This is a genomic window from Streptomyces sp. GQ60, from assembly GCF_059758875.1.
This window is the reverse complement of the sequence record NZ_JCAXEG010000011.1, coordinates 81456-94272: the sequence shown is the minus strand read 5'-3', so window position 1 is coordinate 94272 and position 12817 is coordinate 81456. Positions and strand designations below refer to the sequence as shown.

General features: G+C 74.3%; 13 protein-coding genes. 8 read left to right on the top strand and 5 right to left on the bottom strand.

Going from position 1 to position 12817, the window contains the following annotated elements:
- Positions 1-101 precede the first annotated feature (101 nt).
- From AC6CKD_RS25605 to AC6CKD_RS25595, 3 genes are all read left to right on the top strand, one after another.
- A complete protein-coding gene (locus tag AC6CKD_RS25605) occupies positions 102-1184 on the top strand; it encodes an acyl-CoA dehydrogenase family protein (RefSeq protein ID WP_498330495.1) in 1083 nt (360 codons plus the stop codon).
- Between the two features lie 111 nt (positions 1185-1295).
- Complete coding sequence (locus AC6CKD_RS25600; protein ID WP_498330247.1) at positions 1296-1976, top strand: helix-turn-helix transcriptional regulator; 681 nt, start codon at positions 1296-1298, stop codon at positions 1974-1976.
- A 32-nt stretch (positions 1977-2008) separates the two neighbouring features.
- Positions 2009-2563, top strand: coding sequence for a DUF3291 domain-containing protein (locus AC6CKD_RS25595; RefSeq protein WP_498330245.1), 555 nt, complete (start codon positions 2009-2011; stop codon positions 2561-2563).
- 92 nt (positions 2564-2655) lie between these two features.
- Here AC6CKD_RS25595 and AC6CKD_RS25590 read toward each other — a convergent pair whose 3' ends face one another.
- Both AC6CKD_RS25590 and AC6CKD_RS25585 read right to left on the bottom strand, forming a co-directional pair.
- A complete protein-coding gene (locus AC6CKD_RS25590; RefSeq protein WP_498330244.1) occupies positions 2656-3774 on the bottom strand; it encodes a sugar ABC transporter permease in 1119 nt (372 codons plus the stop codon).
- An 18-nt stretch (positions 3775-3792) separates the two neighbouring features.
- The gene (locus AC6CKD_RS25585) at positions 3793-4932 is read right to left on the bottom strand and encodes an MFS transporter (RefSeq protein ID WP_498330494.1); all 1140 of its coding nucleotides are present in this window, start codon (positions 4930-4932) and stop codon (positions 3793-3795) included.
- Between the two features lie 296 nt (positions 4933-5228).
- Between AC6CKD_RS25585 and AC6CKD_RS25580 the strand changes: the two genes are divergently transcribed.
- On the top strand, positions 5229-5960 hold the full coding sequence (locus tag AC6CKD_RS25580; protein WP_498330242.1) for a hypothetical protein: 732 nt from the start codon (positions 5229-5231) through the stop codon (positions 5958-5960).
- Positions 5961-6290: 330 nt separating this feature from the next.
- Positions 6291-6968, top strand: a complete 678-nt coding sequence (locus AC6CKD_RS25575) for a sigma-70 family RNA polymerase sigma factor (RefSeq protein ID WP_498330240.1) — start codon at positions 6291-6293, stop codon at positions 6966-6968.
- A 69-nt stretch (positions 6969-7037) separates the two neighbouring features.
- Here AC6CKD_RS25575 and AC6CKD_RS25570 read toward each other — a convergent pair whose 3' ends face one another.
- A complete protein-coding gene (locus AC6CKD_RS25570; protein ID WP_498330238.1) occupies positions 7038-7427 on the bottom strand; it encodes an SHOCT domain-containing protein in 390 nt (129 codons plus the stop codon).
- A gap of 102 nt (positions 7428-7529) precedes the next feature.
- On the opposite strand from AC6CKD_RS25570, the gene AC6CKD_RS25565 reads away from it, so the two are divergent.
- Together AC6CKD_RS25565 and AC6CKD_RS25560 are read left to right on the top strand one after the other, a co-directional pair.
- Complete coding sequence (locus AC6CKD_RS25565) at positions 7530-8684, top strand: sulfite oxidase (RefSeq protein ID WP_498330237.1); 1155 nt, start codon at positions 7530-7532, stop codon at positions 8682-8684.
- A gap of 110 nt (positions 8685-8794) precedes the next feature.
- Positions 8795-9241 (top strand): DoxX family membrane protein, encoded by a 447-nt coding sequence (locus AC6CKD_RS25560; RefSeq protein ID WP_498330235.1) that lies wholly within the window; start codon positions 8795-8797, stop codon positions 9239-9241.
- A 115-nt stretch (positions 9242-9356) separates the two neighbouring features.
- Here AC6CKD_RS25560 and codA read toward each other — a convergent pair whose 3' ends face one another.
- Complete coding sequence (gene codA, locus AC6CKD_RS25555; protein ID WP_498330233.1) at positions 9357-10664, bottom strand: cytosine deaminase; 1308 nt, start codon at positions 10662-10664, stop codon at positions 9357-9359.
- A gap of 16 nt (positions 10665-10680) precedes the next feature.
- Positions 10681-10848 carry a hypothetical protein gene (locus AC6CKD_RS25550; RefSeq protein ID WP_498330231.1) on the bottom strand — a complete coding sequence of 56 codons (168 nt, stop codon included), beginning with the start codon at positions 10846-10848 and terminating at the stop codon, positions 10681-10683.
- A gap of 121 nt (positions 10849-10969) precedes the next feature.
- On the opposite strand from AC6CKD_RS25550, the gene AC6CKD_RS25545 reads away from it, so the two are divergent.
- A complete protein-coding gene (locus AC6CKD_RS25545) occupies positions 10970-12799 on the top strand; it encodes a S9 family peptidase (RefSeq protein WP_498330229.1) in 1830 nt (609 codons plus the stop codon).
- Positions 12800-12817 lie beyond the last annotated feature (18 nt).

Sequence of the window (12817 nt, the reverse complement as noted above, 5' to 3'; positions counted from 1 at the left end):
AGAACCGAGTGGCGGACAGCGGAGGGTGCGCGGCGGACGAACCGGATGGTTGCGATGCGGAGTTGAGGGACCGCGTGGCGGATTTCGTACGGGACCGGGTGATGCCCCGCGAGCCCGTACTGGACGCGGGCGGCCCCGCCGCCGCCGCGGCCCTGCGGGAGCTCCAGGCCGGTGCGAAGGAGGCGGGCCTGTGGGCGCTGCCGCTCCCCGAAGAACTCGGCGGCCAGGGACTGGACCTGGCGCGCTACGCACGGCTCGCCGAGGCCGAGGGAGCGAGCGACCACGGACCGGCCGCGCTGGGATCGGCGCCGCTGCTGGACGCGACCATGCTGTGGCGGCACGGCGGCGACCGGGTGCGCGCGCTGTACCCGCGCCGGCTGACCTCCGGCGAGCTGCGGGCCTGCTACGCCATGACCGACCCGGAGACCCCGGGCACCGACCCGTACCTCACCTCCACGCACGCGGTGGAGGAGGCGGACGGGAGCTGGACCGTGAGCGGCCGCAAGTGGTTCACCTCGCACGCGGCCGAGGCCGATCTGGTCACCGTCCTGGCCCGCACCGACGGACGGCCCGGGGACCGTACGGGGCTGTCGCTGCTCGTCGTCCCCACCTCGGCTCCGGGCTTCCGGGTGGTGCGGGAGCTGCCGGTGCTGGGCGCGTCCGGGCAGTGGGAGATCGAGTTCGACCGGGTGCGCGTGGACGCCGACCACCTCCTCGGCGACCGCGGCCGGGCCCTCGCCATCGCCGGGGAACGGCTCCAGCTGGGCCGCACCCTGCGCTGTCTGCGCTGGCTCGGCCAGGCGCAGCGCGCGTTCGACCTCATGTGCGCGCGCGTGAACTCCCGTAGCGGATCGCGCGGTCCGCTCGGCGGCCACCAGCTCGTGCAGAGCCACGTCTTCGAGTCGCTCCTGGCGCTGCGCACCACCAGGCCGCTCGTCCACGAGGCCGTGGCAGCCCTCGGCGCCGGGCGGGACGCGCACGTGGAGGTGGGGCTGGCCAAGGTGGCCGCCGCCCGCATGCTCCAACAGGTGACCGACGCCGCCATCCAGATCCACGGCGCAGCCGGCCTCGGCCCCGACACCCCCCTGCCCTCCCTCTACCGCACCGCCCGCACGGCGCGGATCCTGGACGGGCCGGACGAACTGCACATCACGGCGGTGGCCCGGAGGGTGTTGCGGGGGTAGGGGGGTAGGGGGGTGGGGGCTGGTGCGTTCGTGCGTGGGTGGGGCCCGCGTCCAGGCCGGGGCGGATTCCGCCTTTCTATCTCCAACCTGCATTGTTCCTAGAATGGCCAGGTGGAGGACATCGATGTGATCGCGGTGCTGCAGGATCCGGTGCGGCGCCGCCTGTACGAGTACGTGGTGGCGCAGGGCCGTGAGGTCGGGCGCAACGAGGCCGCCGAGGCGGCCGGGGTGGCGCGCACCCTTGCCGCGCACCATCTCGACCGGCTGGCCGAGGCCGGGCTGCTGGAGAGCGGAAGTCGGCGCCTGACAGGCCGTTCGGGGCCGGGGGCGGGCCGTCCCGCCAAGGTGTACACCCGGGCCCTGATCGAGCGGTCGGTGTCGCTGCCCGCCCGCGACTACCGCACGGCCGCCGAGCTGCTCGCCGAGGCCGCCGAGCACGCGGGGCTGGACGCCGGGCTCTGCGCGGCCGCTCGCCGCCGGGGCGAGGCCCTGCGCGGCTCGGCGGCCCCCTGCGGAGGCCTCGAAGAAGCGATGGAGACGCTGGCCGGCCGCGGGTACGAACCGCACCTGGAATCCGTCGAGGACACGACCGGGGAAGCCGCACGCGTCATCCGCATGCGCAACTGCCCCTTCCACGCCGTCGCCGAGCGCTTCCCGCCGCTCGTCTGCGGCATGAACCTCGCACTCCTGGAGGGGCTGCTCGGCACGGACGGCTCCGTCCGTGCTCGCATGGACGCCCGGCCGGGAGAGTGCTGCGTGAGGGTCGAGACTTCTAAAAACAATGATCATTGACATAGAAACGGCGGTCGTGTTGGGATGAGGCCATGACCGCATCCCCGCATGCCGCCCACCTCGCCCAACTCAACGTCGCCACGCTCCGCCACCCGCTCGACGACCCGCGTGTGGCGCCCTTCGTCGAGATGCTCGACCCGGTCAACGCCGCCGCCGACGGCGCGCCCGGCTTCGTGTGGCGGCTCGTGGAGGAGGGGGCGGCCGACGCCACCAGCCTGCGCCCGGCGGGCGAGAACGTCATCGTCAACCTGTCGGTGTGGGAGACCCAGGAGGCACTGTGGGACTTCGCCTACCGCAGCGGGCACCTGGAGGTGATGCGGCGGCGCCGCGAATGGTTCGAGCGGCACGTCGAGGCGCACATGGTGCTCTGGTGGGTCCCCGCCGGGCACCTCCCGACCGTCGGGGAGGCCCTGGAGCAGCTGGCAGACCTCCGGGCGCACGGGCCGTCACCGCGCGCCTTCACCTTCGCCTCCTCCTACACCGCCGCCGAGGCCGCCGAGCACCTTCGGGCCGTGTCGCCGGCGCGACCCGAGCGGGCCGCCCGGAGCGCGCGGCCGACGGCCACCGGTGACGCGGTGGCGGTCTGAAGCAGGGACGCCCAGCCCGCCAGGTCAGCGGCCAGGGCAGCGGCCCGGGCAGCGGCGCCGGACCCCCTCGTCGTCGTGGTCGACGCGAGCCGTCAGACGGTGCGGACGTCTGCCAGGCCGGTGAGTTCGGCCAGTCCCAGGGCCAGGAAGAAGTCGCCCCAGACCAGTTCGTGGCGGACGGCGACTCCCTTGTCCGCGTCGTAGCAGCCGTTCAGCAGTCGGCCCCGGGAGAGGTGGTCGTCGACCAGGTGTGCCAGGATCTCCGCCGCGCGGTGCGCGTACCGCGCGGCCCGGGGCCCGGGAAGCAGGGAGAGTTTCAGCAGCGCGACGGCCGTGACGGCTGCCGCGGAGGTGTCCGGAGGGCCGTCGGGGCGTGACGCGTCCGCCGGCGGTACGAGCGGCGCGCCCGGCCCGGTCCACGCGGCGGCCAGGTCCTCCGCCAGTGCCCGCGGGTGCCCCGGCAGGCACTGGACGACGGTGGGCCGGTGCAGTACGTCGGCCAGCGCGAGCAGCAGCCAAGCCGGTCCCCGGCTCCAGCCCGGCGCCGGCTCCGCGCACGCCAGCCAGCCCGTCTCCGGCTCGTGGGCCCAGGCCGGTACGAGGTCGCGGGCGCGGCAGACCTCCGTCCCGGAGCCGGGGAGCGCCCCCGACGGGGCCGCGGGGAGGCAGAGGGCCAGGTGCCGTTGGAGGTGCGAAGCCGCGGCCGCCGGGTCGACCGTGGCGAGCAGCGGGATCGTGCCCGGCAGGCCGTCCACCCGGGCCAGCAGGCGGGGACCGCCGAAGGCCGATCCCCAGGGCAGCACCCCGAGTTCCTCGTCCATGGCCGCCGAGCAGGCTGCGGCCGCCCGTGTGCGCAGCTCCCTCGCCCCGGTGTCCTCGGCGGCCAGGGCGGTCCCGTACCAGAGGATCAGCCCGCGCGTGGAGGTGTCGGCGTCCACCCAGCCGGACAGCCGCCCGGTGCAGGCGGAGGCAGCGGCCCGGTCGCCTTCGGCGCCCGTGTGCCGGGCCCGCAGCCACAGCAGCCCGGCCCAGAAGCCACCGGCCCAGGAACCCCGGCCGGTGGTCGTCCAACGCCCCGTGTCCGGGTCCGCGAACAACGGGAACCGGTCCTTTGCCTCGGCCGCCGTGACGGCCACCTGGTCGAGCACCTCCGCCAGGGCCCGCTCCGCCCACCCCGCCGCCCGCACGCCCCCGCCTCGCCTACCGGTCACCGGCACACCGCCAACTCGTCATTCCGCAACCGTCTTTCTCCCCCGCACGCCCCTGCGCCGCACCCGCACCGCCCACGTCGTCCCCACGGCGCAAGCCGCGCCGAACTCCGCCGCCACCAGCAGCCAACCCGTCCCGTAGTGGCCGGCGTTCGCGAGCGGGCCGAAGAGGAGGGGGCCGACGGCGAAGCCGGTGAAGAAGCCGGCCGCCACCAGGGCGGAGTCCTGACCGGCCCGGCCGGGGGCGGAGCGCTGCATCACCAGAACCATGGAGACGGCGTTGGCCGATACCGCGAACACCCCGACGGCCACTGCGGCCACCCAGACCAGCGGACGTACGGTCGGCGCCGCGACCAGCAGGACGGCCGCCCCCACCGCGCCTGCCGCGAGGCCTCCCGGCAGCCACTCGGCGCGCCCCGGACGGGCCGCCTTCGACCAGCCGACCCGCCCGGCGATGCCCGCGACGCCGAGCACCGCGACCAGCGCCCCGGCCGCGGTCGGGCCCATGCCGAGCCGCTGCGCGCCGAAGAGGGCCGCGTACGTGTTGACCGAGGCGATCCCGCAGCCCAGGAACAGGGAGAACACCGCCAGCCAGGCGATGGCACCACGCGGGACGAGCGAGGCGCGGGGCCCGGCCGCAGCCGCCTGCGGGTCGGCGGGCAGGGCGCGCAGCGCCCACAGTGCCGCCAGCGCGGCGGTGGCGGCGGCCGTCCACACCGCCCCGCGCCAGCCGACCCCGCCGGCCAGCGCCGTGAGGGGGAGTCCGGCGGCGAAGGCGCCCAGCTGGACGCCCGACTGCTTCATGCCGGTCACCGGCCCGCGGCGGCCGGGGGGCACGGCGGCGAGGATCGCCTTGTTGGTCGCCGGATTGGCCAGGGCCTGGGGCAGTCCGCCCAGCGCGACGGCGGCGAGCAGGAACCCGGGGCCGGGCGCGGCACCGATCAGCGCGAGCGCCGCGGCGGACACCGACAGCAGGAGCACGAGGGAACGACGCGGGCCGATCCGGTCCACCAGCCTGCCGCCGAGCGGCGACAGCACGGCCGCCGTACCGAACCCGACCGTCGTGGTCCAGCCGAGCACGGCGGGCGAGACCCCCAACTCGCCCACCAGGCGGGGGCCGAGCGCGCCGAGGAGGAAGAGCTGGAGCATCGAGAAGGCCATGGCTCCGGTGAGGAGGGCCGTCAGGCCACCGCCCGTCACGCCCTCGGCCGCCTCCGGCGGCTTCGCCGAGCTGATCCGGTCCACCACCGCTCGCCCACCCCGTTCCCGTCGTCGGCCGCCGGGCTCACGCCCCTCGCCCCTCGGCCCTCGATCCGTGACAGGAGTCGGGCCGGTGAACGCCCGGGTTCCCACGGCTTGTTGTGGCTTATGCCACACCCGCGTAGTCGATTTTCGGACGACCGCGAACCTGATGCCACCTGTCGCCCCCACCGGGCCGGTGCAACGATGGCCACGCCATGACACCGGGTCGAGGTTGCCGAGCCGTACGGGCCGCGATGTTCGCGGCCACCTGCGTGCTGCTCTCGGTCCTCGGGCACATCCTCATGTCGGGAACCACCGTCCCCTGGTGGGGGATGGCCGCGGCGTTCGCCGCGACCTCGGCGACCGGCTGGTTCCTCGCCGGGCGGGAGCGCGGTCTCGCAGCCGTCGTCTCCGCGACCGTCGGCGTCCAGGCCGCCCTGCACGGCGGGTTCTCGCTCGCCCAGGCCGCGGCGGCGCGGCCGCAGGAGCCGGACGGCTCCTTGACCTCCCTGGGCCTGCGCTGGGCCCAGTACCTGCTCTGCGCCCCGTCCGTACGCCGCCCGCAGGCGGCTCCGCACGGGACGGCCGGGACGCACGGCACGCACGGCATGGCCGACGGTTCCGCGGCGGTGGCGTCGGCCGTGCCGATGCCGGCCGAGCACGCCATGGGTTCCATGTCACCGGCCGGCATGCTCGCGGGGCACCTCCTGGCCGCGCTCGTCTGCGGCCTCTGGCTCGCGTACGGAGAACGCGGCGCCTTCCGCGTCCTGCGAGCCGTCGCGGCCCGGTTCCTCGTACCGCTGCGGCTGCTCTTCCGTCTCCCCGCGCCCGCGCACCGGCCCCGCGTCCGCCGTGCCCGGAACCACCGGGTCCGGACGCCCCGCAGGCTGCTGCTCGCCGACGCCCTCACCTCACGGGGTCCGCCTCACGGGATCGCTGTCATCTGACAGCCGGCTCCCCGACGCGCCACGGGCCCAGCACCGTCCGTACCGCGCCTCGGGCATCGGTCGTGCCGTCCGGCAGGCCGTACCACCCGTTCCCCGGCCTCTCGATGCCCGCCATCGCCGCGAGCAGCGCGGGCTCACCGCGCCCTCCAGGCTTTCCGGGCGCTCCAGGCAGTGCGGTATCACGGTCACTTCGGTCACGCGGTCACGGGGGTCACTTCGGTCACCCCCGTCATCCCCGCAACCCGCACCGCGCTGCCCGCACAGCCCGCGACCCGCGCGACGCGCGACGCGGCAACGAATCCGGCCGGATTCCCAGAAGGACACCAGTCGATGACCACTGCCCGGCTCACCCTCGTGACCACCACACCCGCCGCCCCCTCCACCCCCGCCGCCCCCGCCGCCCCGTCCACTCCCGCCGCTCCCGCCACCCCCGCCCGCCGCGCCGCCGGCCCCGACGAGGCCGTCACCCTCCTCGCGCTGGCCGCCCGCGACGGCGACCCCACAGCCGTGGACCAGCTCGTACGCGCCCTGCACCGCGACGTGCGCCGCTACGTCACCTACCTCAGCGGCGACCCGCAGTCCGCCGAGGACCTGACCCAGGAGACGTTCCTGCGCGCCCTCGGCAGCCTCCACCGCTTCGAGGGCCGCTCCTCCGCCCGCACCTGGCTGCTCTCCATCGCCCGGCGGACCGTGGTGGACAGCCTGCGCCACAAGGCGGCCCGCCCCAAGATCGCCGACAGAGACGACTGGCAGACCGCGGCCGAGCAGAGCCAGCCGCGCGGCGTACCCGGCTTCGAGGACGGCGTCGCGCTCGCGGAGCTGCTGGCGTCGATCCCCGCCGAACGCCGCGAGGTCTTCGTCCTCACCCAGCTCAGGGGTCTCCCGTACGCGGAGGCGGCCCTGATGCTCGGCTGTCCGATCGGCACCGTCAGGTCCCGCGTGGCACGCGCCCGCTCGTCCCTGATCGACCTGCTGAAGGACGCGGACCCGGTAGCGGCCGCGGCCTGACCGGAACGCCGGAGCGGGGGCCGGACCGCACGCGCGCGGCCCGGCCCCCGCTCGGCGACGAGCGGACCCTCAGGTCAGGAGCTTGTCCTTCGCCTTGTCGAACTCCTCCTGCGTCAGGTCGCCCCTCTCCTTGAGGGAGGACAGCTTCGCGAGCTCCTCCGCCGGGCTGTGGCGGGGGCCCGCCGCCTTCTGGACGTAGTCCTGGAAGGCCTGTTCCTGCTCCTTCGCCTGTTTCACGTCCCGCTGGCCCATGCTCCGGCCGCGGACGATGAGGTAGACGAAGACGCCGATGTAGGGCAGCAGGAGCACCAGGACGAGCCAGCCGGTCTTGCCCCAGCCGTGCAGCTCGTGGTCCCGGAAGATGTCAGTGATCACCTTGAACAGCAGGAAGAACCACATGACCCACAGGAAGAGCCAGAGCATGGTCCAGAACAGGTTGAGCAGTGGATAGTCGTCCACGCGTCACTCCGATCACATAAGGGACAGATCAATTCATACCGCCTGATGGAGTGATCCGCACGCGGAGTAGCCGGTCCGCCCTCACCGCGCGACCATGAGGCCATGCGGGACCACGCGCCCATGGAGGAGCGCCCCCTCGGCGGGATCAGCCCCCCGGGCCGGGTCGCCGGGCCCGGGGAGGGCATCGGCCAGGACGAGCTCGCGCTCGCCGCGCGCAACCACGGCCTCCCGCTGGAGGCCATGCGGTACGAGGTCACCCCGGCCGGGCTGCACTACGTACTCGTGCACTACGACATCCCCGACACGGGCGCGGGCACGAGCGCGGGCACGGACGCCGGCGCCGATGCCCCCACCTGGCGCCTCACCGTGCACGGCCGCCTGCGGACCCCCCTGGAGCTGGGCCTTCGGGAGCTCCGGTCCCTGCCCTCCGTGACCCGCCGGGTCACCATGGAGTGCGCCGGCAACGGGCGGGCCCTGCTGTCCCCGCGGCCGGTCAGCCAGCCCTGGCTGGTGGAGGCGGTGGGAACCGCCGACTGGACGGGAGTGCCGCTGCGCGCGGTGCTCGCGGAGGCCGACGTGGCCCCGGACGCCGTGGAAGCGGTGTTCACGGGCGCCGACCACGGGGTGGAGCGGGGCGTCGAGCAGGACTACCGGCGCAGCCTGCCGCTCCCCGTCGACGAGGACGTGCTGCTCGCCCACACGATGAACGGCGGGCCCCTGCCGCCGCAGCACGGGCATCCGCTGCGACTGATCGTGCCGGGCTGGTACGGGATGGCGCACGTGAAATGGCTGCGCGACATCGAGCTCGTCGGCACGGCGTTCGGCGGTTACCAGCAGGCCACCGCGTACCGGTACAAGCAGAGCGCCGAGGAGTCCGGCGATCCCGTCACCCGGATCGCCCCGCGCGCCCTGCTGATCCCACCCGGATTCCCCGACTTCATGTCCCGCACCCGGGTGGTCCACCCCGGCCCGCTGCGGCTCGCCGGGCGCGCCTGGTCGGGCTACGGGCCGGTCGTGCACGTCGAGTTGAGCACCGACGGGGGCGCCGGCTGGGCCGAGGCCGAGGTGCTGCCGCGGGGCGGGCACCCGTACGCCTGGCAGGGCTGGCACGCCGACTGGACGGCGGTCCCGGGCAGCCACACCCTCCTGGTCCGCGCCACCGACGCCTCGGGGCGCACGCAGCCGCTCGAACAGCCCTGGAACCGCGGGGGCTTCGGCAACAACACGGTGCAGTCGGTCCCCGTCGTCTGCCGCTGAGCCCGAACCTCCTTGCCGCACCACCGGCCGACCTCTTGCCACACGACTCCCCTTCCCTCGAAACTGACACATCGTCAGATCATTGCGGGGAACGAGGGAAGGAACCGAGGATGCAGACCATCTGGCTCGGCGGACCCGAATGGGTCGCCGTTCTGCGGATCGGGCTCGGGCTGTGGTGGCTGGAGAGCTGGCGGCACAAGGACAAGAAGGAATGGTTCGGCGGAGGCGGCATCCGCTGGGCGGCCGGCGTGGCCGAGAAGCACCGCTGGGGGTTCGTCACGCGCGGCTTCGACATCGTCGTGAAGCCCTACCCGCGCTTCATGGCCTACCTCGTCGCCTACGCCGAACTGGCCCTGGGGCTCGGCCTCATCGTCGGGTTCCTGACCCCGATAGCCCTGCTCGCCGGGCTGCTGCTCAACCTGGTCTACCTGATCCTGATGATCCACGACTGGGGCGAGCAGGGGCAGAACCTGATGATGGCCCTGATCTCCGGAGTCGCGTTCTTCGCGATGGGCTGGCAGGTCTGGTCCCTGGACGACATGCTGGGGCTCTTCTGACCCGGCGGCCGCTCACCACACCCCCGCCCCGGCGGGCCCGCCGGCTCCGTCAGGCCCGCTGGTCCAGCGGGCCTGACGGGGTGTCACGAGCCGAGGTCACACCGGTCATGGACGGTCAGTGCGGGCGGGGGACGAAGTCCACCTCCGAGGGGCCTTCCTCCCCCGGCCAGGCCAGCAGACGGGGCGGAGCCACCGGGGTCTCGGCGAGGACGGTGCCGCGCGAGACGACGTAGCGGGGGCGGACCTGGCGGCGGACGGCCTCGGTCGGCGATGCGGCCGGCAGCAGCACGAAGGAGGCCGGGGCGCCCTGGCGGATCCCGTACTCCGAGGGCGACAGGCCCAGGACGCGCGCCGCGCGCTCCGTCACCATCTCGAAGGCCACCGGGATCTCGTCCGCTCCCGTGAGCTGGGCGGCGTAGATCCCCACGAGGGCGGTCTGCAGCGGGTTTCCGGTGCCGAGCGCGTTCCAGGGGTCCATCACGTCGTCGTGGCCGAAGGCCACGTTGACCCCCGCGGCCAGCATCTCCTTGACCTGGGTGAGGCCGCGCCGCTTGGGGTAGGCGTCGAAGCGGCCCTGGAGGTTGAGGTTGGCGAAGGGGTTCGAGACGAGGTTGATCCCGGAACGCGACAGCAGGCGCTGGAGTTTGAAGCTGTACGCGCCGCCGTAGGAGCCCATCGCCGTCGTGTGCGAGGCCGTCACGTGCCCGCGCAGCCCTGAGCGCAGGGCGTGCGCGGCCAGCACCTCCACGAAACGCGACTGCTCGTCGTCGATCTCGTCGCAGTGCGCGTCCACCCGCAGTCCCTGCTCCTCGGCGAGCCGGAAGGCCACGGCCAGCGAGGCCACCCCGTCCTCGCGGGTGTCCTCGAAGTGCGGGATCGCGCCGACGACGTCGGCCCCGCGCCGGACCGCCTCGCGCAGCAGCGCCTCGCCGCCGGGGAAGGAGACGATGCCCTCCTGCGGAAAGGCGACGATCTGCAGGGTCATCACGTCCCGGACCCGGTCGCGCACCTCCAGCAGCGCGTCGAGCGCGATCAGCTCCGGGTCGGTGACATCGCAGTGCGTGCGCACGTGCAGGACGCCCTGCGCCGCCTGCCAGCGCAGCACCTCGGTGGCCCGCGCGATCACGTCCTCGCGGGTCAGGGTCTTCTTGCGCTCGCTCCAGCAGGCGATGCCCTCCCAGAGGGTCCCCGAGACGTTGGGGCGCGGGTCTCCGGCCGTCAGGGCCGTGTCGAGGTGGATGTGCGGCTCGACGAAGGGCGCGCTGAGCAGGCCGCCGTGCGCCTCGATCAGCACCCCCGTCGCCGGCGGCTCCTTCTGGTCGTCGTACGGGAGGACGCGCGCGATCCGCCCGTCCTCCGCGACCTCGACGTCGTGCAGGCCATCGCCGTGCAGCAGCCGGGCACCCCGGACGATCATCCGCATCGCGTCAGCCTACGGCTCAGCCCCGCTTCGCCTGGGCCTTCTGCTGCATGCCCCGGGTCTTCGCGGCGATCGACTGCACATCGCGGACGGCGGCCTTGGCGCGCGCCTCGGCCGCCGTGTTCTTCGCCATCGCGCGCTCGGAATCCTGGTGGGCCGGCTTGCCGGTACGCGCCTTCTTCGCCATGACCGCCACTCCTCTGCGCAGGCTGCGTACGCGGGACCGCGTACGCACACCACCCTGCGCCCGTTCGGCCCCGTCGGCATCTCGGGGGACGGGCCGCGGCCGATCCGGTTACATGGGGTGCATGACTGACGCCACCGCCGACACCGCCGACACCTCCGCCGCCGACGACACGGCCATGCCCGACTGGGAGAAGCGCTTCCGGGCCCCGCGCGTGGGTCTGCCCGAATGGGCCGAGGACGCGCCCGACCGCTCGCTCTTCGTCTCCAACGCCACCGGCACCTACGAGCTCTACGCCTGGGACCGCGCCACCGGCGCCCAGCGGCAGGCCACCGACCGGCCGAACGGAACCACCGACGGCACCCTCTCCCCCGACGGCGAGTGGCTCTGGTGGTTCTCCGACACCGACGGCGACGAGTTCGGCACCTGGGTCCGCCAGCCCTTCGCGGGCGGCCCCGACGAGCCGGCCGCTCCCGGGCTGGAGGCCTCGTACCCCGCCGGGCTGGCCATCGGGCGGGACGGGACGGCCGTCGTGGGGCGCTCCACCGACGAGGACGGGACGACGATCCACGTGGTCCGGCCCGACGGGACGGAGCCGGCCGTCGTCTACCGGCACCGCGAGTCGGCCGGGGTCGGCGACCTGTCCCGGGACGGGACCCTGCTCTCCGTCGAGCACACCGAGCACGGCGACGCGATGCACTCGGCCCTGCGCGTGATCACCCTGGCCGGTGAGACCGTCGCCGAGCTGGACGACTCCAAGGGCGGCACCGAGGAGCTGGGCCTCATGGTGCTCGGCTTCGCGCCCGTCGCGGGAGACACCCGGCTGCTCGTCGGCCACCAGCGGCGCGGCCGGTGGGAGCCGATGGTGTGGGACGTGGCCGCGGGCACCGAGGAGGAGCTGGCCGTCGACCTGCCGGGCGACGTCGGCGCCGAGTGGTACCCCGACGGGTCCGCGCTGCTGATCGAGCACGGCTTCGAGGCGCGCAGCGAGCTGTTCCGCTACGACCTGGCCGCGCGGGAACTGCTGCGCCTGGACACCCCGCCGGGGACGGTCTCGGGTGCGACGGCGCGGCCCGACGGATCGGTGGAGTACCAGTGGTCCTCCGCGGCCGAGCCCTCCGTCATCCGGTCGACCGCGGGCGGGGTCGTGCTCGACCCGCCCGGTTTCCGGCCGCCGGGCTCCGTACCGGTCGAGGACGTGTGGGTGGACGGGCCGGGCGGGCGGATCCACGCCCTCGCCCAGCGGCCCGTCGGGCACGGCGACGGCCCCTTCCCGACCGTCTTCGAGATCCACGGCGGGCCCACCTGGCACGACAGCGACGCCTTCGCCGCGACCCCGGCGGCCTGGCTCGACCACGGTTTCGCGGTCGTCCGGGTCAACTACCGCGGCTCGACCGGCTACGGACGCGAGTGGACCGACGCCCTCAAGCACCGGGTCGGCCTGATCGAGCTCGAGGACGTGGACGCCGTACGGGAATGGGCGGTGGCCTCCGGCCTCGCGGACCCGGCGCGCCTGGTGCTGTCCGGCGGCTCCTGGGGCGGCTACCTGACGCTGCTCGGCCTCGGCACCGCGCCGGAGGCCTGGGCGGTGGGGCTGGCGGCCGTACCGGTCGCCGACTACGTGACGGCGTACCACGACGAGATGGAGGCGCTGAAGTCCCTGGACCGCACCCTCTTCGGCGGCACCCCGGAGGAGGTCCCGGAGCGTTTCGCGGCCTCCTCGCCGCTGACGTACGTGGACGCGGTGAAGGCACCCGTGCACATCGCGGCGGGGCTCAACGACCCGCGCTGCCCCATCCGGCAGATCGAGAACTACGTGGACCGGCTGGCGGCGCGCGGGGCGGAGCACGAGGTGTACCGCTACGACGCCGGGCACGGCTCGCTCGTCGTGGAGGAGCGGATCAAGCAGGTCCGGATGGAGATCGACTTCGCGCTGAAGCACCTGCCCCGCTAGACGGCCAGGGCCCCGGCA